The organism is Pseudomonas sp. 22490 (assembly GCF_052044465.1).
GTDB classification, from domain to species: domain Bacteria; phylum Pseudomonadota; class Gammaproteobacteria; order Pseudomonadales; family Pseudomonadaceae; genus Pseudomonas; species Pseudomonas aeruginosa.
Map to the genome: position 1 here is coordinate 1 of NZ_JBQENS010000013.1, position 19594 is coordinate 19594.

The 19594-nt window shown below is 66.7% G+C and carries 19 protein-coding genes and 2 pseudogenes; 18 read left to right on the forward strand and 3 right to left on the reverse strand.

Annotation, left to right across the window (positions count from 1 at the left end):
• The 9 genes and pseudogenes from vgrG1b to ACTJJX_RS16045 all read left to right on the forward strand — a co-directional run.
• Positions 1 to 638: pseudogene (gene vgrG1b, locus ACTJJX_RS16005) on the forward strand (type VI secretion system spike protein VgrG1b); the annotation flags it as partial.
• 27 nt (positions 639 to 665) lie between these two features.
• Positions 666 to 1115, forward strand: a complete 450-nt coding sequence (locus tag ACTJJX_RS16010; RefSeq protein ID WP_016852316.1) for a DUF6484 domain-containing protein — start codon at positions 666 to 668, stop codon at positions 1113 to 1115.
• A 16-nt stretch (positions 1116 to 1131) separates the two neighbouring features.
• Positions 1132 to 2244 (forward strand): DUF2169 family type VI secretion system accessory protein, encoded by a 1113-nt coding sequence (locus ACTJJX_RS16015; protein WP_003161053.1) that lies wholly within the window; start codon positions 1132 to 1134, stop codon positions 2242 to 2244.
• A pseudogene (locus ACTJJX_RS16020) lies at positions 2241 to 3267 on the forward strand (hypothetical protein). Before ACTJJX_RS16015 ends, ACTJJX_RS16020 begins: the two are co-directional and overlap by 4 nt.
• Entirely contained in the window at positions 3267 to 4427 is a 1161-nt protein-coding gene (tse7, locus tag ACTJJX_RS16025) for a type VI secretion system effector Dnase Tse7 (protein ID WP_003083698.1), read from the forward strand. Before ACTJJX_RS16020 ends, tse7 begins: the two are co-directional and overlap by 1 nt.
• 21 nt (positions 4428 to 4448) lie before the next feature.
• Positions 4449 to 5369, forward strand: coding sequence for a type IV secretion system immunity protein Tsi7 (gene tsi7 / locus ACTJJX_RS16030; RefSeq protein WP_003083699.1), 921 nt, complete (start codon positions 4449 to 4451; stop codon positions 5367 to 5369).
• The gene (locus ACTJJX_RS16035) at positions 5351 to 6598 is read left to right on the forward strand and encodes a TIGR02270 family protein (protein ID WP_016852318.1); all 1248 of its coding nucleotides are present in this window, start codon (positions 5351 to 5353) and stop codon (positions 6596 to 6598) included. Before tsi7 ends, ACTJJX_RS16035 begins: the two co-directional genes overlap by 19 nt.
• 375 nt (positions 6599 to 6973) lie before the next feature.
• On the forward strand, positions 6974 to 7702 hold the full coding sequence (locus ACTJJX_RS16040; protein ID WP_003083701.1) for a carbonic anhydrase: 729 nt from the start codon (positions 6974 to 6976) through the stop codon (positions 7700 to 7702).
• 210 nt (positions 7703 to 7912) lie between these two features.
• A complete protein-coding gene (locus tag ACTJJX_RS16045; RefSeq protein ID WP_016852319.1) occupies positions 7913 to 9484 on the forward strand; it encodes a SulP family inorganic anion transporter in 1572 nt (523 codons plus the stop codon).
• On the opposite strand, the gene ACTJJX_RS16050 is transcribed toward ACTJJX_RS16045, so the two are convergent.
• Complete coding sequence (locus tag ACTJJX_RS16050; RefSeq protein WP_016254346.1) at positions 9471 to 10109, reverse strand: hypothetical protein; 639 nt, start codon at positions 10107 to 10109, stop codon at positions 9471 to 9473. The genes ACTJJX_RS16045 and ACTJJX_RS16050 overlap by 14 nt on opposite strands.
• Before the next feature lie 371 nt (positions 10110 to 10480).
• Here ACTJJX_RS16050 and coxB point away from each other — a divergent pair, with 371 nt between their 5' ends.
• Genes coxB through ACTJJX_RS16070 form a run of 4 tightly spaced genes read left to right on the forward strand, consistent with a single transcriptional unit; the run spans position 10481 to position 14670 of the window.
• Positions 10481 to 11605 carry a cytochrome c oxidase subunit II gene (gene coxB, locus ACTJJX_RS16055; protein WP_003101203.1) on the forward strand — a complete coding sequence of 375 codons (1125 nt, stop codon included), beginning with the start codon at positions 10481 to 10483 and terminating at the stop codon, positions 11603 to 11605.
• A gap of 9 nt (positions 11606 to 11614) precedes the next feature.
• Positions 11615 to 13207, forward strand: coding sequence for a cytochrome c oxidase subunit I (gene ctaD / locus ACTJJX_RS16060; protein WP_003083723.1), 1593 nt, complete (start codon positions 11615 to 11617; stop codon positions 13205 to 13207).
• A gap of 10 nt (positions 13208 to 13217) precedes the next feature.
• Complete coding sequence (locus ACTJJX_RS16065) at positions 13218 to 13772, forward strand: cytochrome c oxidase assembly protein (RefSeq protein WP_003083725.1); 555 nt, start codon at positions 13218 to 13220, stop codon at positions 13770 to 13772.
• 10 nt (positions 13773 to 13782) lie between these two features.
• The gene (locus tag ACTJJX_RS16070; RefSeq protein WP_003083728.1) at positions 13783 to 14670 is read left to right on the forward strand and encodes a cytochrome c oxidase subunit 3; all 888 of its coding nucleotides are present in this window, start codon (positions 13783 to 13785) and stop codon (positions 14668 to 14670) included.
• 15 nt (positions 14671 to 14685) lie between these two features.
• On the opposite strand, the gene ACTJJX_RS16075 is transcribed toward ACTJJX_RS16070, so the two are convergent.
• Entirely contained in the window at positions 14686 to 14895 is a 210-nt protein-coding gene (locus ACTJJX_RS16075; protein ID WP_003110653.1) for a twin transmembrane helix small protein, read from the reverse strand.
• A gap of 15 nt (positions 14896 to 14910) precedes the next feature.
• Between ACTJJX_RS16075 and ACTJJX_RS16080 the strand changes: the two genes are divergently transcribed.
• From ACTJJX_RS16080 to senC, 5 genes are all read left to right on the forward strand, one after another.
• Positions 14911 to 15705 carry an SURF1 family protein gene (locus tag ACTJJX_RS16080; protein WP_016852320.1) on the forward strand — a complete coding sequence of 265 codons (795 nt, stop codon included), beginning with the start codon at positions 14911 to 14913 and terminating at the stop codon, positions 15703 to 15705.
• Positions 15680 to 16258, forward strand: a complete 579-nt coding sequence (locus tag ACTJJX_RS16085) for a hypothetical protein (protein WP_016852321.1) — start codon at positions 15680 to 15682, stop codon at positions 16256 to 16258. Before ACTJJX_RS16080 ends, ACTJJX_RS16085 begins: the two co-directional genes overlap by 26 nt.
• 64 nt (positions 16259 to 16322) lie before the next feature.
• Positions 16323 to 17396 (forward strand): COX15/CtaA family protein, encoded by a 1074-nt coding sequence (locus tag ACTJJX_RS16090; protein WP_003121617.1) that lies wholly within the window; start codon positions 16323 to 16325, stop codon positions 17394 to 17396.
• A gap of 25 nt (positions 17397 to 17421) precedes the next feature.
• Positions 17422 to 18336: a heme o synthase gene (cyoE, locus tag ACTJJX_RS16095; RefSeq protein WP_003083746.1), complete on the forward strand. Its 915-nt coding sequence runs from the start codon at positions 17422 to 17424 to the stop codon at positions 18334 to 18336.
• 25 nt (positions 18337 to 18361) lie between these two features.
• Positions 18362 to 18997 (forward strand): cytochrome c oxidase copper chaperone SenC, encoded by a 636-nt coding sequence (gene senC, locus ACTJJX_RS16100; protein ID WP_003083748.1) that lies wholly within the window; start codon positions 18362 to 18364, stop codon positions 18995 to 18997.
• 39 nt (positions 18998 to 19036) lie between these two features.
• Here the strand turns inward: senC and ACTJJX_RS16105 are convergent, their stop codons facing one another.
• Entirely contained in the window at positions 19037 to 19489 is a 453-nt protein-coding gene (locus tag ACTJJX_RS16105) for a GNAT family N-acetyltransferase (protein WP_440782011.1), read from the reverse strand.
• Positions 19490 to 19594 lie beyond the last annotated feature (105 nt).

A 19594-nucleotide genomic window follows, 5' to 3' on the forward strand; every position in this document is an offset into this window, starting at 1 on the left:
ACGAGACGGTGCATGTGAAGCACGATCGCACCGAGACCGTGGACAACAACGAGACCATCACCATCGGCGTCGACCGCACCGAGAAGGTCGGCAACAACGAGAAGATCAGTATCGGCGCGAACCGCACCGAGGACGTCGGCAGCAACGAGACCATCAGCATCGGCGTCGACCGCACCGAGAAGGTCGGCAGCAACGAGAAGATCAGCATCGGTGCCAATCGCACCGAGGACGTCGGCAACGACGAGACCATCAGCATCGGCGCGAACCGTAGCGAGTCGGTGGGCAACAACGAGACGATCAGCATCGGCGCCGACCGCAGCGAGTCGGTGGGCGCCAACGAGACCATCGACATAGGCGGCAACCAGAGCACCAGCATCGGCAAGAACGAGTCGCGCAGCGTCGGCCAGGGCCGCGATACCTCGGTGGGCAAGGACGATAGCCTGGACGTGGGCAAGAGCTTCACGCTCAACGCCGGCGACTCGATCACCCTGGTCACCGGTGCCGCCAGCATCCGCATGAAGAAGGACGGCAGCATCGTCATCAGCGGCAAGAACATCACCATCGACGGATCCGGGGCGATCAACGTCAAGGCCGACAAGAACGTGGTGGTGAAGGGACGCAAGATCCTCCAGAACTGAAGCGGCGCAGAGCCAGGGAGTCAGCGCATGAGTGTCGAGATCCATCTACCCGGGGCCGCGACGGCCCTTCCCGCGCGCCTGGACGGTGTGGTCATCGGCGTCCTCCTCGACGTGCCGGACGCCGCCGCTCCGGTGGTCGCCTATCCCGGTTGCCCGAGCGAGCACGGCCTGGCGGCGGCCACCACCACCCAGCTCAGTCGCGCCGACATCGGCGCCCAGGTAGCGCTGATGTTCGTCGCCGGCGATCCGCGCCAGCCGCTGCTGATCGGCCGCATCCAGCGCCTGCCGCAGGAAGCGCTGGCGCAACTGGACGGCGAGCGCCTGGAGTTCAGTGCCGAACGCGAGATCGTCCTGCGTTGTGGCAAGGCCAGCATCACCCTGACCCGCGCCGGCAAGGTGATCATCCGTGGCGCCTATCTTTCCAGCCGCTCCACCGGGGTCAACCGGATCAAGGGCGGTTCGGTGCAGATCAACTGAGCGCGGCGGGCCCGACATGGAACTGTTGAACGCCACCCCGCTGGCCGCCGCCTACAACCAGGGGCTCGACGCCGAAGGCCGGGAGTCGCTGGTGGTGATCGCCAAGGGCAGTTTCGACCTGCCGCTGGACGGTCGCGAGGCGCGCCTGCTGGACGAGCAGCAGACGCTGCTGATGGTCGATGAATTCTATGGCGAGCCGGGGTTTTCCGCGCCGCGCCGGGAGTGCGAGTTCGTTCCCTTCAAGCCGTTCTGCGATGTGCTGGTGCTGGGCAGCGCCCAGGCGCCCGGCGGGCGGCCGGTACAGCAGTTGACCGCGGGCATCCGCGTCGGCCGGGTGAGCAAGGCGCTGGCGGTGCATGGGCCGCGCCAGTGGGAACCGGGATTGCTCGGTGCCGGCGCGGGCGTCGCGCAGCCGTTCCAGAGCCAGGACATTTCCTACGCCAGTGCCTTCGGCGGCAGCCATGCCTCGCCGGACAACCCCGGTTTCATGGATTGCTACATGGCCAATCCGGCCGGATGTGGCTGGTTTCCGCGCAGCGCCGACACCGCCGAGATCGTCGGCACGCCGATGCCGGCCACGGAAAAGCTCGGCGAGCCGGTGGACAGCCCCCACGGCCGCTTCACGCCGATGGCGCTCGGCCCGCTCGGCCGCCACTGGCAGGCCCGGGTCGGCTTCGCCGGCCGCTACGACGACGCCTGGTTGGCCGAGCGCTTCCCGTTCCTGCCCGCCGACTTCGACGAGCGCTACTTCCAGTCCGCGCCGGCCGACCAGTGGACCGACCATCTGCGCGGCGGCGAGGAGGTCCTGCTGCTCAACCTCACCGGCGAGGAGCGCGCGGCCTTCCGCGTGCCGCGCAGGGAGGTCCCGGTGACCTTCTTCCTGAAAAAGGGTGGCCACGAAACCGCGCAGGCACGGATCGATACCCTGCTGGTGGACTGCGACGCCCGTCGCGTGGAAGTCACCTGGCGCATTCGCCGGCCGTTGAAGCGCAACCTGTTCGAGATCGCCCAGGTGCTGGTCGGCAGCAAGTCCGCCGCCTGGTGGCGCGCCCGCGAGCTGGGCAAGGACTACTACCCCTCGCTTGCCGCGTTGGCACGCAGCCGCCAGGCCGAGGAGGACGAGGCATGAGCCAGGCCCTGAGCATCGTCGCCTCCGGCATGGTCAGCGCGGTCGGTCTCAGCGCGCCGGCCAGCTGCGCGGCGATCCGCTGCGCCCTGGACAACTTCCAGGAAACCCGTTTCATCGACCAGGGCGGCGAATGGTTGCTTGCCGCCAGCGTGCCGCTGGAGCAGCCNCGCCAAGCTGCTGAAGATGGCTGCGCGAGCCATCGACGAGGCCTTGCGCGGCCAGCCCGATCTCGATTGCACGGAGCTGCCGCTGCTGCTCTGCGTCGCCGAGGGCGACCGTCCCGGACGCTGCGCGGGGCTCGACGAGTCTTTCCTGCGTGACCTGGAAGGCGAGCTGGGACGACGCTTCCATCCCTCCTCGGCACTCATCGCCCGTGGCCGGGTCGGTGGCGCGGTGGCCCTGCTCAACGCGCGCAAGCTGATCCAGGGCGGCTGCCGGCAGGTCCTGGTGGCCGGCGTCGACTCCTTCGTCAGCGGCCCGACCCTGGCCGCCTACGAGGCCCGCGAGCGGCTGCTGACCAGCCAGAACTCCAACGGCTTCATTCCCGGCGAGGGCGCCGCCGCCGTGCTGGTCGCCGCGCCGCTCCACGAGGAGGCGCCGCAGTTGCTCTGCATCGGCCTCGGCTTCGGCGTCGAGAAGGCCACGGTGGAGAGCGAGGACCTGCCGCTGCGCGCCGACGGCCTGAGCCAGGCCGTGCGCGCCGCCCTCGCCGAGGCTGGCTGCGGCCTGGAGCAGATGGACTACCGGCTCACCGACATTTCCGGCGAGCAGTACTACTTCAAGGAGGCCTCGCTGACCCTGAGTCGCAACCTGCGCGTGCTCAAGCCGAAGTTCGACCTCTGGCACCCCGCCGACTGCATCGGCGAATGCGGCGCCGCCATCGGCCCGGCGTTGCTCGCCGTGGCCCTGGCCGCTTCGCGCAAGGGCTACGGCGACGGGCCGAACGTGTTCTGCCACCTGGGCAACGACGCCGGCGAACGCGCCGCCGCGCTGCTCAGCTATCGACGGGTGAGGGCTGCCTGATGGCCAACGAGGTGTACGCCAACAACATGGAGATCTCCTGCAAGGCGGCGAGCGGCAAGTCCATCGCGGCCTTCCCGGATGTCTGCTTCACCCCGCCGCAGGCGCCGCCGACGCCGTTGGGGGTACCGATCCCCTACCCCAATACCGGCCTGTCCAAGGACACCACCAAAGGCACCCGGACCATTCGCATCACCCGCAAGGAGGTGATGCTGAAGAACAAGAGCTACTACAAGACCAGCTACGGCGACGAGCCGGGGCGGGCGCCGAAGAAGGGCATCGTCACCAGCAAGATCAAGGGCAAGGTGTACTTCACCTCCTGGTCGATGAACGTCAAGTTCGAAAGCAAGAACGTGGTTCGCCACCTCGACCTGACCACCCACAACCACGCGTCCTTTCCTGGCAATACGCCGGTCTGGCCCTACCTCGACCAGGCCACCGTCGATGCTGGTGGTGGACCGTGCAGCAATGAAGTGAAGAAGGAGAAGAAGGATTGCGCTGACTTCAAGCCGCATGGCAGCAAGGATGCCTGCGCTGGCCTTGGTGCGGGCAAGCCTTCCGGCAAGAAGACCAGCAACGAAGCTGACCGACTGGCAGACAAGGTCGCTGCCCGAAAATGCCTGACCGCGCGCCGGTGTGCCCTGCAACCGTACAAGCCGAACAGTTGCTGCCCGCAGCAGACCGCTCACCACCTGATCGAGGCCAGCGCCTTGCACGACAAGGGACGTGGTGGAAAAGGCTCGGTACCCCTCAAGGGGATATCCAACTATTCGGAGAACAAGGCTCCTTGCGTCTGCGCGGAGGGCGTCAATCAGAACGTGGGTACCCACGGCCTCATGCACACGTTCCAGAGCGCCGCTGCCGCGAAGTCGCGCAGTGGAACCCTGCAATTGTCCAATGGCAGCTCCATCTCCGCGAAGAAGACCACCTACGGAACGGCGAAACGTCAATCCATGGCTGCCATGGGCAAGGTCTTTCCGCAGTCGAAATGCTCGAAGGAATGTCTGTCCGCTCAGCTCGACAACTATCACAAGCAGTGCGGAATCAACGCCAGAACACCCATCAAGGCCGTTGAAACCGGCCAGACCGACGTCACGGCTGCGACGCAGGCGATAAAGACCCGCAATGCGCGTCTTGGCGCCACGAGGAGTCGAGTCCGCTAGTGACCGTTACAGGAGATTGAAATGTTGAAGAAACTCTCGCCGATTTTCTCGAACATCACCGGCGTCGTCCGCTATCAGGACCTGGCGTACGTGGCCTCGGTATCCGACGAGATCCAGGAGCAGAACATAGCGCACAGCTATGTCACGGAGTGGGACTGCGGAACCTGGTGTGTTGCTGGCGAGGATGACGACATGCTGCCCTGGGAGATCGTGTCGGCCACGGTAGTGCACGAGCCAGTGGAACAAGCATTGTTTCTGGGCGCTCGGGGCCAGGTATTCTGCATGGGCTCCGGCGACATCCATGAAGAGCAGTTGCCCGACGGCGACGATGCCATCGGTGGCCGGGGCAATATGCGCGGCGTTGCCTGTATCGACGGGGTGGCCTATGCCTGCGGGATGGATCGACAGGTCTACCGGCGCTTCGACGAGAACGACTGGCGTGCCATCGACAGCGGCGCTCGGCCTCCGGCAGGCAGCGAAGCGGTGGTCGGATTCGAGGCCATCGGCGGCTTCGGTGCCAGGGAAATCTATGCCGTCGGCTGGGACGGGGAGATCTGGCAGTACGACGGCAAGCGCTGGCAGCCCCGGGAGAGCCCGACGAACTTGATCCTGACGGCGATCTGCTGCGCGGAAGATGGCTCGGTTTACGCCTGTGGACAGGCGGGAACGCTGCTGCGTGGACGCAACGACCACTGGGAGATCATCGCCCAGGACGATGTCGATGAAGACTTGTGGAGCCTCGCGTGGTTCGACGGCGCACTCTACGTGTCGAGCGCAACGGCGGTCTATACGCTGGTCGGTGGCCATCTCAAGGAGGTGGACTTCGGTGATGAGCAACCCCAACGCTGCTTCCACCTTAGCGCTGCCGACGGCGTGTTGTGGAGCATCGCCGCGAAAGACATCTTCAGCTTCGACGGCCAGCAATGGACGCGCATAGATTGAGCATCGCAGCGATCGTCGACCAGCACGCCGAGGAAGCCGCCTTCCTTGCCCTGCTCCGCGACTACGCCGTGCGTGCGCCCCATTACGACCTGGAGGAGCTCGCCGAGCTCGATCAGCGCATCGAGGCGCACCTGGACGGCTTGGCGATCGCCGGCCAGGCCGGCCATGACGCCCTGCTCGAGCAACTCGACGCGCACGCCCAGGGCGAGGCGTTCGCCCTCGCGGTACTGGCCATGCAGGCAGGAGACGATGCGTTGATCGGCCGGATGCGCGCCTGTCTTGCGGCGTCTCCGGAAGCCCGGCGCGGTTTCGCCGCAGCCCTCGGCTGGCTCGACTGGGACCAGGCGCGGCCCTGGGTGGAGCGCCTGCTGGCCTCGCCCGAGCCGCTGTTCCGCGCCATTGGCCTGGCCGCCTGCGGCATGCACCGGCATGACCCGGGGCCGGCGCTGCTGTCCGCCCTTGGCCACGCCGACCCGGCGGTGCTGGCGCGCGCCGCGCGCACCGCCGGCGAGCTGCGTCGGCGCGACCTGATGGCGAATATTCGCGCCTATCGCGCCCACGATGACCCGAGCCTGCGCTTCTGGGCCAACTGGGCCACCGCGCAGATGGGCGACGAGGAGGCGTTGGGGCCATTGCGTGCGTTCGCCGGGCAGCCCGGCCCGTTCCAGCTGCCGGCGACCATGGTGCTGCTCGCCTGGCAGCCGCGCGACACCAGCATGGCCTGGATTCGCCAACTGATGCAGGCGGCGGACACGCGGCGGATCGGCATCCAGGCCACCGGCCTGTTCGGCGATCCGGTGGCGGTGCCCTGGCTGATCCAGCAGATGCGTGACGAGAGTCTGGCGCGGGTCGCCGGCGAGGCCTTCAGCCTGATCACCGGCGCCGACCTGGCGTTGCTCGACCTGGAGCTGGAGGTCTTGCCCGACTACGACCCTGGCCCCAACGACGATCCCGACGACGACAACGTCGCCCTCGACGACGACGAGAACCTTAGCTGGCCGGAGGCGGAGCGAGTCTCCGCCTGGTGGCGTGACAACGGCGCGCGTTTCGTCGCCGGGCGCGCCTACCTGCTCGGCGAACCGCTGGGCGAGGCGCGCTGCCGCCAGGTCCTGCGCGACGGCCAGCAACGCCAGCGAATGGCTGCGGCGTGCCTGCTGGCGCGCTTCGTGCCGAACCTGCCGCTGTTCCCCACCGGTGCGCCGGTGCGCCGCCAACTGGACCTGTTCTGATAGCTGGCTGGCACCGGGCGGCCAGGTCATGGCCGCTGGCGCGGTGCGCCGGGTTTTCCCATTCGACGAATTTCCCTGCACGTAGCCAACCGGTTGACTGAAACCTTTCACCACTTATGCGGGGCGAATGGAAATGCCACTCGTTTGCCATGATAGCCTGTCGACATCCTCTGGAAATATCGTGAAAAAAGCTGGCAACGTGCGAGATAGAGGGATTTTTTAATTTATGGTTAAGCTTCGGGCATTAGCGTTGAGCACCAGAAGTGACCGATCGGTCACGTAGGTCGCTCTGCGTTTGTTGTGCCTTTTTCCTATGGGGAAAGCGTCGGCAGACGTGGGAAAATTCAATCGATCCACTCATCGAGGTTCCGAACCATGCCAGACCGTATGCGGGGCGTTAAGTCCGATTCTCCAGAGCAGGAAAGCGCTGACGATGCATTGAAAAGGATTGTCGATGGATTCCAGCATTTCCGCCGGGAGGTCTTTCCCGAGCAGCAGGCGCTGTTCAAGAAGCTCGCCAATAGCCAGCGGCCGCGGGCGATGTTCATCACCTGCGCGGATTCGCGCATCGTTCCCGAGCTGATCACCCAGAGTTCCCCCGGCGACCTGTTCGTCACCCGCAACGTCGGCAACGTGGTGCCGCCCTACGGGCAGATGAACGGTGGCGTCTCCACCGCCATCGAATACGCTGTGCTGGCGCTGGGCGTGCACCACATCATCGTCTGCGGCCACTCCGACTGCGGGGCGATGCGCGCCGTGCTCGACCCGCAGACCCTGGAACGCATGCCGACGGTCAAGGCCTGGCTGCGGCACGCCGAGGTGGCACGCACGGTGGTGGCGGACAACTGCGACTGCGGCGCCAGCCACGACACCCTCGGGGTGCTCACCGAAGAGAACGTGGTGGCCCAACTCGATCACCTGCGCACCCACCCCTCGGTGGCCTCGCGCCTGGCCAGCGGGCAACTGTTCATCCACGGCTGGGTGTACGACATCGAGAGTGCGCAGATCCGCGCCTACGACGCCAAGCAGGGTCGCTTCCTGCCCCTCGACGGCGAGCATCCGGTGCCGATGGCCACGCCCGCGCCGCGCTACCTGAACTCGTGATAGCGGCGGCCGTGCGGGCCGCCGGATAACAACAGCGTTTTCGCGTCACCTTTCGCCGTTCCTGCCATGGACGACCTCTGGGAAGCCCCGTTCCGGGGCTGAACGGGTCGCTATTACAAGAAAAAACACACTGCGCACACACAACCGGCGCCGGGCCTGGTCCTGGCGTCGCTCCCTCGTCGTGGAAAAAATTCGCAGGAGAACTGTGCCATGCATGTTTCAAAGGTGTTTCCGTCCCTCCGGGACACGTTGCCGCGGGACCTGATGGCCTCCGTGGTGGTGTTCCTCGTCGCCCTGCCGCTGTGCATGGGCATCGCCATCGCCTCCGGGATGCCGCCGGCCAAGGGCCTGCTCACCGGCATCGTCGGTGGCCTGGTGGTCGGCTTCCTGGCCGGCTCGCCGCTACAGGTCAGCGGCCCGGCGGCCGGCCTCGCGGTGCTGGTCTTCGAACTGGTGCGTACCTACGGGGTGGCCATGCTCGGGCCGATCCTGCTGCTCGCCGGCGCCATCCAGCTGCTCGCCGGGCGGCTGCGCCTGGGCTGCTGGTTCCGGGTCACCTCGCCGGCGGTGGTATACGGGATGCTCGCCGGCATCGGCATCCTCATCGTCCTTTCGCAATTGCACGTGATGCTCGACCTGGCGCCCAAGGCGTCCGGCCTCGACAACCTGCTGGCATTCCCCCAGGCGGCGTTCGCCGCGCTCGGTTCGCTGGGCATGGACAGCGGCCTCGACGCGGCGCTGCTCGGGCTGGGCACCATCGCGGTGATGTGGGGCTGGGACAAGCTGCGTCCGCAACGCCTGCGCTTCCTACCCGGCGCGCTGCTCGGCGTGAGCCTGGCGACCCTGGCCAGCCTCTGGCTGGCGCTGGACGTGCGGCGGGTCGAGGTACCGGCCAACCTCGGCGAGGCCATCGACTGGCTACGCCCGGCCGACCTGCTGGCCCTGGCCGATCCCTCCCTGCTGCTGGCGGCGGTGGTGGTGGCCTTCATCGCCAGTGCGGAGACCCTGCTCTCGGCGGCGGCGGTGGATCGCCTGCACGACGGCCCGCGCTCGGACATGGATCGCGAGTTGTCCGCCCAGGGGGTCGGCAACATGCTCTGCGGCATGCTCGGCGCGCTGCCGATGACCGGGGTGATCGTACGCAGCTCGGCCAACGTCAATGCCGGTGCGCGAACCCGCGCCTCGGCGATCTTCCACGGCCTCTGGTTGCTCGCCTTCGTCCTCCTGCTCGGCAGCCTGCTGCGGCAGATTCCGGTGGCGAGCCTGGCCGGGGTGCTGGTCTATACCGGGGTCAAGCTGGTCGATTTCAAGGCCCTCGGCAACCTCTCTCGCTACGGCCGGATGCCGATGCTGGTGTACGCGGCCACCGCCCTGGCCATCGTCTTCACCGACCTGCTGACCGGCGTGCTGGTGGGCTTCGCCCTGACCCTGCTGAAGCTGGTGCTGAAGGCGGCGCGGCTGAAGATCGCCCTGCGCTACACCGGCGAGCATGAAGCCGAGCTGCGCCTGAGCGGCGCCGCGACTTTCCTCAAGGTGCCGGCGCTGTCGCGGGTGCTCGACGAGGTCAAGCCGGGCACCACCCTGCACGTACCGATGGATAACCTCAGCTATGTCGACCATGCCTGCATGGAGCTGCTCGAGGACTGGGGGCGGATGGCACCGGTGCAGGGCTCGCGCCTGGTGATCGAACCGCGCGCCTTGAAGCGTCGCCTGGAAGGGCGCCTGCGCGGCAGCGTCGGGTTGGGCGGCGCGCGCAGTGGCGGGGCGGTCAGCCCAGGCTGAGTTCCACCCCGAGCTGCTTCGACAGGCACGGCCACTGCTGCCAGGCGGCGACCACCCGCGGGTTCTTCAGGTTCTCACGATAGGCGCGGGCCGAGTCGGCGTCGAAGGTGGTGGCGTCGAGCATGTTCTCCACTGCATGGTGGACGGCTTCGTCCAGCCGGTTGGCGAAGGGCTCGCCGATCAACTGGTGGGCCACCAGGTTGGCTACGGTGGTGTCCAGTGGGATCAGTGCCTGGCCGAAGTGGGCGATGTAGCGGTCGTTCACTTCTTCCACCAGGCGGTGCGCCAGGTAGGCTTCGTCGAGCAGGGCGTCGAGGCCGTCGTGGCCGGCGAGCAACGCCGGCGGGGTGAGGAAGAACTGCTCGGCGACCTTCAGCACCGGCTTGATCCGTTCCTCGATGCCGGCTTCGCGGGCCACGCTGTTGGCGGCGTCGAGCAGGTCCGGTACCTGTTCGACGTAGGCGTGGACGAAGCGGGTGAGTATGTCTTCCGTGTTCTCGCCTTGCGGCTGGATGGTGCGATGCAGGCGGGGCAGGCAGCTGGCTATCAGATCAGCCAGGTGACCGTGGCGGGCTTCGCTGAGGTGCGCCTGCTGGATGAGTTCACGGAGGGCAGCGGTGTTCATGGGGTCTCCCATACAACGGGGATGGTGAAGAAGAGGAGAAACATAGCCGGCGGCGCGCGCCGGCTAAGACGCGATTGTCATAATCGCTTCGTGGTTATGCGAGGATGATATATCAGGCGGCCACCATTCGCCTGCAAAGCCACGCCGCTCGCGGCTTTTAGAGAAGAATCGGCACTTTCCAGCGACGTTTTTACGCTGCGTTGTTATGTCGCAGCCGCTGTCTATACTCCCACTCGAATGCTGAACCTGATGAACCCGGCCTGCCTTGCTGTGTGCCGAGGTGCGACGGTCAAAGTTCGTTGTCTTGGCGGTCCACCCCTTGGCCGTTGGCGTCTGCCGGCGGGATAAAAACAACGATAAGGGGAACCCGAATGCTGCGACATCCACGAGTCTGGATGGGCTTCCTTTTGCTCTCGGCGATCAGCCAGGCGAATGCCGCCTGGACGGTCAACATGGCCCCGGGCGCTACCGAGGTGAGCCGGTCCGTCTTCGACCTGCACATGACCATCTTCTGGATCTGCGTGGTGATCGGCGTGCTGGTCTTCGGCGCGATGTTCTGGTCGATGATCGTCCACCGCCGCTCCACCGGCCAGCAGCCGGCGCACTTCCACGAGAGCACCACGGTGGAAATCCTCTGGACGGTGGTGCCGTTCGTGATCCTGGTGGTGATGGCGGTGCCCGCCACCCGCACCCTGATCCACATCTACGACACTTCCGAGCCGGAGCTGGACGTGCAGGTCACCGGCTACCAGTGGAAGTGGCAGTACAAGTACCTGGGCCAGGACGTCGAGTACTTCAGCAACCTGGCCACCCCGCAGGATCAGATCCACAACCGGCAGGCGAAGGACGAGCATTACCTGCTGGAGGTGGACGAGCCGCTGGTGCTGCCGGTGGGCACCAAGGTGCGCTTCCTGATCACCTCCAGCGACGTGATCCATTCCTGGTGGGTGCCGGCCTTCGCGGTCAAGCGCGACGCCATCCCCGGCTTCGTCAACGAGGCCTGGACCAAGGTCGACGAGCCCGGCATCTATCGCGGCCAGTGCGCCGAGCTGTGCGGCAAGGACCACGGCTTCATGCCGATCGTGGTCGACGTCAAGCCCAAGGCCGAGTTCGACCAGTGGCTGGCCAAGCGCAAGGAAGAGGCGGCGAAGGTCAAGGAACTGACCAGCAAGGAGTGGACCAAGGAAGAGTTGGTTGCGCGCGGCGACAAGGTCTACCACACCATCTGCGCCGCCTGCCACCAGGCCGAAGGCCAGGGCATGCCGCCGATGTTCCCGGCGCTGAAGGGTTCGAAGATCGTCACCGGGCCCAAGGAGCACCACCTGGAAGTGGTCTTCAACGGCGTGCCCGGCACCGCCATGGCGGCCTTCGGCAAGCAGCTCAACGAGGTCGACCTGGCCGCGGTGATCACCTACGAGCGCAACGCCTGGGGCAACGACGATGGCGACATGGTCACCCCGAAAGACGTCGTCGCCTACAAGCAGAAACAACAATAGGAGACCGCCATGAGTGCTGTGATCGATACGCCCGACCACCATGCCGGCGACCACCACCACGGACCGGCCAAGGGCCTGATGCGCTGGGTGCTGACGACCAACCACAAGGACATCGGCACCCTCTACCTGTGGTTCAGCTTCATGATGTTCCTGCTCGGCGGCTCGATGGCCATGGTGATCCGCGCCGAGCTGTTCCAGCCCGGCCTGCAGATCGTCGAGCCGGCGTTCTTCAACCAGATGACCACCATGCACGGCCTGATCATGGTCTTCGGCGCGGTGATGCCGGCCTTCGTCGGCCTGGCCAACTGGATGATCCCGCTGATGATCGGCGCGCCGGACATGGCCCTGCCGCGGATGAACAACTTCAGCTTCTGGCTGCTGCCGGCGGCCTTCGGCCTGCTGGTCAGCACCCTGTTCATGCCCGGCGGCGGTCCCAACTTCGGCTGGACCTTCTACGCGCCGCTGTCGACCACCTTCGCCCCGCACAGCGTGACCTTCTTCATCTTCGCCATCCACCTGGCCGGGATCAGCTCGATCATGGGCGCGATCAACGTGATCGCCACCATCCTCAACCTGCGCGCCCCGGGCATGACCCTGATGAAGATGCCGCTGTTCGTCTGGACCTGGCTGATCACCGCGTTCCTGTTGATCGCGGTGATGCCGGTGCTGGCCGGCGTGGTGACCATGATGCTGATGGACATCCACTTCGGCACCAGCTTCTTCAGCGCCGCCGGCGGCGGCGACCCGGTGCTGTTCCAGCACGTGTTCTGGTTCTTCGGCCACCCCGAGGTGTACATCATGATCCTGCCCGCCTTCGGTGCGGTCAGTGCGATCATCCCGACCTTCGCGCGCAAGCCGCTGTTCGGCTACACCTCGATGGTCTACGCCACCGCCAGCATCGCCTTCCTCTCCTTCGTGGTCTGGGCGCACCACATGTTCGTGGTCGGCATCCCGGTCACCGGCGAGCTGTTCTTCATGTACGCCACCATGCTGATCGCGGTGCCCACCGGGGTGAAGGTGTTCAACTGGGTGACCACCATGTGGGAGGGTTCGCTGACCTTCGAGACGCCGATGCTGTTCGCCGTGGCCTTCGTCATCCTGTTCACCATCGGCGGCTTCTCCGGACTGATGCTGGCGATCGCCCCGGCGGACTTCCAGTACCACGACACCTACTTCGTGGTCGCCCACTTCCACTACGTGCTGGTGCCCGGCGCGATCTTCGGCATCTTCGCCTCGGCTTACTACTGGCTGCCGAAGTGGACCGGCCACATGTACGACGAGACCCTCGGCAAGCTGCACTTCTGGATGAGCTTCATCGGCATGAACCTGGCGTTCTTCCCGATGCACTTCGTCGGCCTCGCCGGCATGCCGCGACGGATCCCCGACTACAACCTGCAGTTCGCCGACTTCAACATGGTCTCGTCGATCGGCGCCTTCATGTTCGGCACCACCCAGCTGCTGTTCCTGTTCATCGTCATCAAGTGCATCCGCGGCGGCAAGCCGGCCCCTGCCAAGCCCTGGGACGGCGCCGAGGGCCTGGAGTGGAGCATCCCTTCGCCGGCGCCCTACCACACCTTCAGCACCCCGCCCGAGGTCAAGTGAGGAGCGCGCCATGAGCGATGCCAAGGTCGATACCCGCCGCCTGGTCGGCCGCCTGCTGCTGGTGACCGTGCTGATGTTCGCCTTCGGCTTCGCCCTGGTGCCGCTCTACGACGTGATGTGCCGCGCCCTGGGGATCAACGGCAAGACCGCCGGCAGCGCCTACAGCGGCGAGCAGCAGGTGGATGTCGGGCGCGAGGTGAAGGTGCAGTTCATGACCTCGAACAATATCGACATGGTCTGGGAGTTCCGCTCCGCCGGCGACCAGTTGGTGGTGCATCCCGGCGCGGTGAACCAGATGGTGTTCTACGCGCGCAACCCGAGCGACAAGCCGATGACCGCGCAGGCCATCCCGAGCATCGCCCCGGCCGAGGCTGCCGCCTACTTCCACAAGACCGAATGCTTCTGTTTCACCCAGCAGGTGCTGCAACCCGGCGAGAGCATCGAGATGCCGGTGCGCTTCATCGTCGACCGCGATCTGCCCAAGGATGTGCGGCACGTGACGCTGGCCTACACCCTCTTCGATATCACTGCGCGGAAGCCGCCCGTACCGGTTGCGGGACGATAAGGAGAACAACATGGCAAGCCACGAACACTATTACGTCCCCGCCCAGAGCAAGTGGCCGATCATCGCCAGCATCGGCCTGCTGGTGACGGTGTTCGGCCTGGGTACCTGGTTCAACGACCTCACCGCCGGCCACAAGGAATCCCATGGCCCGTGGATCTTCTTCGTCGGCGGGCTGATCATCGCCTACATGCTGTTCGGCTGGTTCGGCAACGTCATCCGCGAGAGCCGCGCCGGACTCTACAGCGCGCAGATGGACCGCTCGTTCCGCTGGGGCATGAGCTGGTTCATCTTCTCCGAGGTGATGTTCTTCGCCGCCTTCTTCGGCGCGCTGTTCTACGTCCGCCACTTCGCCGGTCCCTGGCTCGGCGGCGAGGGTGCCAAGGGCGTGGCGCACATGCTCTGGCCGAACTTCCAGTACAGCTGGCCGCTGCTGCAGACCCCGGACCCGAAGCTGTTCCCGCCGCCGAGCGCGGTGATCGAGCCGTGGAAGCTGCCGCTGATCAACACCATCCTGCTGGTCACCTCCAGCTTCACCGTGACCTTCGCCCACCACGCCCTGAAGAAGAACAAGCGCGGCCCGCTCAAGGCCTGGCTGGCGTTGACCGTGCTGCTGGGGATCGCCTTCCTGATCCTGCAGGCCGAGGAGTACGTGCACGCCTACAACGAGCTGGGCCTGACCCTCGGCGCCGGTATCTACGGCTCGACCTTCTTCATGCTCACCGGCTTCCACGGCGCCCACGTGACCCTCGGCGCGCTGATCCTCAGCATCATGCTGATCCGCATCCTGCGCGGTCACTTCGATGCCGAGCACCACTTCGGCTTCGAGGCCGCCAGTTGGTACTGGCACTTCGTCGATGTGGTCTGGATCGGCCTGTTCATCTTCGTCTACGTGATCTGACCGCCACCGGGGGAATCAGAAATGCCAGGGCGCGTGGCTGTTCAGCTCGCCGCTGTAGAAGCCCCAGGCGACCAGCGCCAGGGTCGCCGCGGCGAGCACCACGCGGACGGTCAGCGAATTGACCACGCGGGAACCATGGCCCTGGTCCTTGACCAGGAAGAACAGGCCGCTGAACAGGCTCACCAGGGTAGCCAGCAGTAGCAGGACGATCGCCACTTTCAACATGGTGGGACTCCGGCGATGGGGGGATTCATGCAGTATAGCCAGCGCCTCGGGGAGGCCGGACGCAATGACAGACGCAGCATGCGTGGCGCGTTCCGCCCCGGCCTGCTGCCGACCCTGGTGGTCCTCGGCCTGCTGCCGGTGCTGCTCTGGCTGGGCACCTGGCAGTTGCAGCGGGCCGACGAGAAGCGCGCCCTGCTGGCCAGCTACGAGGCCCGGCGCGGCGCCGAGCCGGTGTCGCCCGGACAGCTAGAGGGGCTGCGCGACCCGGCGTACGTCCGCGTGCGCCTGCACGGCCGCTTCGACGAGCGGCATACGCTGCTGCTGGATAACCGGCTGCGCAACGGGCAGGCCGGGGTCGAGGTGCTGCAACCCTTCTACGACCAGGCCAGCGGCCTCTGGCTGCTGGTCAACCGCGGCTGGGTCGCATGGACTGACCGACGCTCGCCGCCGGCGCTGGAAACCCCCGACCGCGTCCTCCTGCTCGATGCCTTGACCTACCTGCCGCCACCCGGCGGCCTGCACCTGGCCGACGCGCCGGCCGGCGGCTGGCCGCGCCTGGTGACCCAGCTCGACATCCCGGCGCTGTGGCAGGCCTTCGGTCGCGCCGGGCTGCCCTGGGAAATCCGCCTGGAACCGGGCGACGCCAGCTTCGACACCGACTGGCCCCTGGTCTCGATGCCGCCGGAGCGGCACACCGGCTACGCCGTGCAGTGGTTCGCCCTGGCGACGGCCCTGCTCGCCCTCTACCTCTACCTCGGTGTGCGCCGCGCACGGGAGAAAAACCATGAGTCTCGCGATTCCGATGCCTGAACGTCCGCGCCGCGCCCGTGGCCGCCTGCAACTGCTGGCGATCATCGGCTTGGTGGTGGGGCCGATGCTGCTCGCCAGCGCCATGTACAAATGGAATTTCTGGGTTCCGCAGGGGCGCAGCTACAGCGGCGCGCTGATCGGCAATGGCCAGACCCCCGCCGACCTCGGCGTGCAGGGACGCAGCCAGGGCGAGCAGTGGCAACTGCTGGTGACCGCGCCGAGTACTTGCGGCGAGGACTGCCAGCAACTGGTCTACCTGGCCCGCCAGGTCAACATCGCCCTCGGCCGCGAAGCCTCGCGCGCCGGCCACGCCCTGGCCGCCAGTGGCGAGCTGCCGGCGGACTTCGCCAACCTGGTGAGGCAGGACTACCCGCGCCTGCAGCGCTACGGCCTGGACCCGGCCCTGTACGACAAGGCCGGCGGCGGCGAGCGGCCGCTGCTGTGGGTGGTCGACCCGCACGGCAACCTGGTGCTGCGCTACGACGCCAAGGCCAACGGCAAGAAGCTGCTGAAGGACGTGCAACTGCTGCTCAAGCTCTCGCATATCGGTTGATCGGCGTGGCCGGCGCGGTTCCCGGCCCGATGAGGACAGAACGACAAGAAAAAGGGGCCCGCGAATGACAGGCGCAACCCGCAAACCCGGTTTCACCGTCGCCGTGCTGGCGACCCTGCTGGCCGCCGTGGTGGTCCTGCTCGGCGCTTATACCCGGCTGACCCACGCCGGCCTCGGCTGTCCGGACTGGCCAGGCTGCTACGGTTTCGTCCACGTGCCGCTGAGCGAGGCGCAACTGGCCCACGCCGAACTGCACTTCCCCGACGCCCCGGTGGAGGCACAGAAGGGCTGGAATGAGATGATCCACCGCTATTTCGCCGGCGCCCTCGGCCTGCTCATCCTTGGCCTGGCGTTGCATGCGCTGGTCCGCCGCGGGCGCGACGGCCAACCGCTGAAGCTGCCGCTGCTGCTGCTCGCGGTGGTGATCGCGCAGGCCGCCTTCGGCATGTGGACGGTGACCCTCAAGCTCTGGCCGCAGGTGGTCACCGCCCATCTGCTCGGCGGCTTCACCACCCTGGCGCTGCTCTTTCTCCTCGCCCTGCGCCTCTCCGGACGCTTCGCGGCGCGGCGCTACCCGGCGGCGACCCGCGGACTGGCGGGGCTGGCCCTGCTCCTGGTGATCGGCCAGATCACCCTCGGCGGCTGGGTCAGCAGCAACTATGCGGCGGTGGCCTGCATCGACCTGCCCACCTGCCATGGCGAGTGGTGGCCGCGGATGGACTTCGCCAACGGCTTCCACCTGACCCAGCACATCGGCCCCAACTACCTCGGCGGCCAGCTCGACAGCGACGCGCGCACGGCGATCCACATGACCCACCGGATCGGAGCGCTGTGCGTGACCCTGGTCCTCCTGCTGCTCGCCTGGCGCCTGCAGCGCAGCGGCCTGGTCTGGCCGACCGCGCTGATGCTGCTCGGCCTGTCGCTGCAGATCGGCCTGGGCATCAGCAACGTGCTGCTGCACCTGCCGCTGCCGGTGGCGGTGGCGCACAACGGCGGTGGCGCCCTGCTGCTGCTCAGCCTGGTGCTGGTCAACTATCGCCTGCGCGCGCCGGCCAGCGTCCGCGCGCCGGCACCGTCGCCGCAGCGCGTGCGCCGCACGCTGCCGCCGGCGCAAGGTTCGCGGCTGAAGGCCGCCTGACAGACAGAAGGATGGAGGTAAGGATATGGCCACCGTCATCGATCGCCACAGCCAGCCGACCTGGCGCGACTTCCTCGAACTGACCAAGCCCAAGGTCGTGGTGCTGATGCTGATCACCTCGCTGATCGGCATGCTGCTCGCCACCAAGGCGCCGCTGGATGGCTTCGTGCCCTGGCAGGTGCTGATCTTCGGCAACCTCGGCATCGGCCTTTGTGCCGGCGCGGCGGCGGCGGTCAACCATGTGGTGGACCGGCGCATCGACTCGATCATGGCGCGGACCCACAAGCGGCCGCTGGCCGAGGGTCGGGTGTCGCCGAGCATGGCGCTGGGCTTCGCGCTGCTCCTGGCGCTGGCCGGGATGGCCGTGCTGCTGGCCTTCACCAACCCGCTGACGGCCTGGCTGACCCTCGCCTCGCTGCTCGGCTACGCGGCGCTCTACACCGGCTTCCTGAAGCGCGCCACGCCGCAGAACATCGTCATCGGCGGGCTCGCCGGGGCGGCGCCGCCGCTGCTCGGCTGGGTCGCCATCACCGGCCACCTGAGCGCCGAGCCGCTGTTGCTGGTATTGATCATCTTCGCCTGGACCCCACCGCACTTCTGGGCGCTATGCATCCACCGCAAGGACGAATACGCCAAGGCCGACATCCCGATGCTGCCGGTGACCCACGGCGAGCGCTACACCAAGCTGCACATCCTGCTCTATACCCTGGTGCTGTTCGCGGTGAGCCTGATGCCGTTCGTCATCCACATGAGTGGGCTGGTCTACCTGCTCTGCGCCCTGGCCCTGGGCGCGCGCTTCCTCGACTGGGCCTGGGCGCTCTACTGTGACAGCCGGCCACATGCGGCGATAAAGACCTTCAAGTACTCTATCGTCTACCTGTTCCTGCTGTTCATGGCGCTGCTGGTGGACCACTATCTGCCGCTGAAGCTGCTTCTCTGATCCCACTCTAGAGCCTTGCCCACCCATGACTCGAGTCAACAAGACCGTCCTCGTCCTCGTCGCCCTGGTCGCCCTGGTCCTCGGCCTCACCGTGCACAAGGTGCTCACCGCCCAGCGCCAGGCCGATCCCACCGTGCTGCTCGACGCCGGCATCGTGATCCTGCCGCAGACGCGCAAGGTGCCGGCGCTGGAGTTCACCAACCAGGACGGCCAGGCGGTCAGCACTGCCAGTCTCAAGGGTCGCTGGCACCTGCTGTTCTTCGGCTACACCTTCTGCCCCGATGTCTGCCCGACCACCCTCGCCCAGCTCCGCGAATTGCAGGGCAAGCTGCCGCAGGAGGTGCGCGACGACCTGCAGGTGGTATTCGTCAGCGTCGATCCGAACCGCGACACGCCGCAGCAGATCAAGCAATACCTGGGCTACTTCAACGCCGGCTTCCAGGGGCTCACCGGCACTCCGGAGAACATCCAGAAGCTGGCCAACGCCATGAGCATCCCCTACATCCCCGCCGACACCAGCAAGCCCAACTACACCGTCGACCACAGCGGCAACCTGGTGATCATCGGCCCGGACGGCGAGCAGCACGGCTTCATCCGCGCGCCGCTGAACAACGCCAAGCTGGAAGCCCAACTGCCCGGCGTGCTCAAGCCGCAGGCCTGATTCCCTTTCCTTCCTCCACCGTCCGCGGCGTTCCGGGCCTCAGGCCCGGCGCATGCCGATGTGCGGGATGTCGTCTTCCAGGTAGACCTCGGTGACCGCGACGAAGCCATAGCGGCCGTAGTAGGCCTGCAGGTGGGCCTGGGCCGAGAGGTACACCGGGGTATCCAGCCAGAGGCGCTCCGCCGCCTGCAGCGCGCGTTCCATCAACTGGTGACCAAGCCCCTGGCCGCGCGCGGCCGAGGAACTGACCACCCGGCCGATCACCACCTGGCCCTCGTGGCGAACCGGGTCCAGCAGGCGCGGGTAGGCGAGCAACTGGCCGTCGCGCCAGGCCATCAGGTGATGGGTATCGCCGACCAGGTCGAGGCCGTCGACTTCCTGGTAGGGGCATTTCTGTTCCACCACGAAGACCTCGGTGCGCAATTGCAGCAGCGCGTAGAGTTCCTTCAGGGTGAGGTCGGCGTGGTGCTTGCAGGTCCAGTCGAGCGACATGGTCGGGATTCCGGGACAGGAGACAGGAACGCGGTTATGCCATGGGCGGCGGGCCGCTGGAAAGGCGTGGCCGGTCGGTTTCGTTTCAGAACCCACGCGACTATC

Bases quoted from the DNA above. Each gene is read 5' to 3' on its own strand.
- ACTJJX_RS16070 (WP_003083728.1), top strand. From the start codon at position 13,783: ATGGCAAGCCACGAACACTATTACGTCCCCGCCCAGAGCAAGTGGCCG.
- ACTJJX_RS16045 (WP_016852319.1), top strand. From the start codon at position 7,913: ATGCATGTTTCAAAGGTGTTTCCGTCCCTCCGGGACACGTTGCCGCGG.
- tse7 (WP_003083698.1), top strand. From the start codon at position 3,267: ATGGCCAACGAGGTGTACGCCAACAACATGGAGATCTCCTGCAAGGCG.
- ctaD (WP_003083723.1), top strand. From the start codon at position 11,615: ATGAGTGCTGTGATCGATACGCCCGACCACCATGCCGGCGACCACCAC.
- ACTJJX_RS16035 (WP_016852318.1), top strand. From the start codon at position 5,351: ATGGACGCGCATAGATTGAGCATCGCAGCGATCGTCGACCAGCACGCC.
- coxB (WP_003101203.1), top strand. From the start codon at position 10,481: ATGCTGCGACATCCACGAGTCTGGATGGGCTTCCTTTTGCTCTCGGCG.
- ACTJJX_RS16085 (WP_016852321.1), top strand. From the start codon at position 15,680: ATGAGTCTCGCGATTCCGATGCCTGAACGTCCGCGCCGCGCCCGTGGC.
- cyoE (WP_003083746.1), top strand. From the start codon at position 17,422: ATGGCCACCGTCATCGATCGCCACAGCCAGCCGACCTGGCGCGACTTC.
- ACTJJX_RS16080 (WP_016852320.1), top strand. From the start codon at position 14,911: ATGGGGGGATTCATGCAGTATAGCCAGCGCCTCGGGGAGGCCGGACGC.
- ACTJJX_RS16040 (WP_003083701.1), top strand. From the start codon at position 6,974: ATGCCAGACCGTATGCGGGGCGTTAAGTCCGATTCTCCAGAGCAGGAA.
- ACTJJX_RS16075 (WP_003110653.1), bottom strand. From the start codon at position 14,895: ATGTTGAAAGTGGCGATCGTCCTGCTACTGCTGGCTACCCTGGTGAGC.
- tsi7 (WP_003083699.1), top strand. From the start codon at position 4,449: ATGTTGAAGAAACTCTCGCCGATTTTCTCGAACATCACCGGCGTCGTC.
- ACTJJX_RS16105 (WP_440782011.1), bottom strand. From the start codon at position 19,489: ATGTCGCTCGACTGGACCTGCAAGCACCACGCCGACCTCACCCTGAAG.
- ACTJJX_RS16050 (WP_016254346.1), bottom strand. From the start codon at position 10,109: ATGAACACCGCTGCCCTCCGTGAACTCATCCAGCAGGCGCACCTCAGC.
- ACTJJX_RS16015 (WP_003161053.1), top strand. From the start codon at position 1,132: ATGGAACTGTTGAACGCCACCCCGCTGGCCGCCGCCTACAACCAGGGG.
- senC (WP_003083748.1), top strand. From the start codon at position 18,362: ATGACTCGAGTCAACAAGACCGTCCTCGTCCTCGTCGCCCTGGTCGCC.
- ACTJJX_RS16010 (WP_016852316.1), top strand. From the start codon at position 666: ATGAGTGTCGAGATCCATCTACCCGGGGCCGCGACGGCCCTTCCCGCG.
- ACTJJX_RS16065 (WP_003083725.1), top strand. From the start codon at position 13,218: ATGAGCGATGCCAAGGTCGATACCCGCCGCCTGGTCGGCCGCCTGCTG.
- ACTJJX_RS16090 (WP_003121617.1), top strand. From the start codon at position 16,323: ATGACAGGCGCAACCCGCAAACCCGGTTTCACCGTCGCCGTGCTGGCG.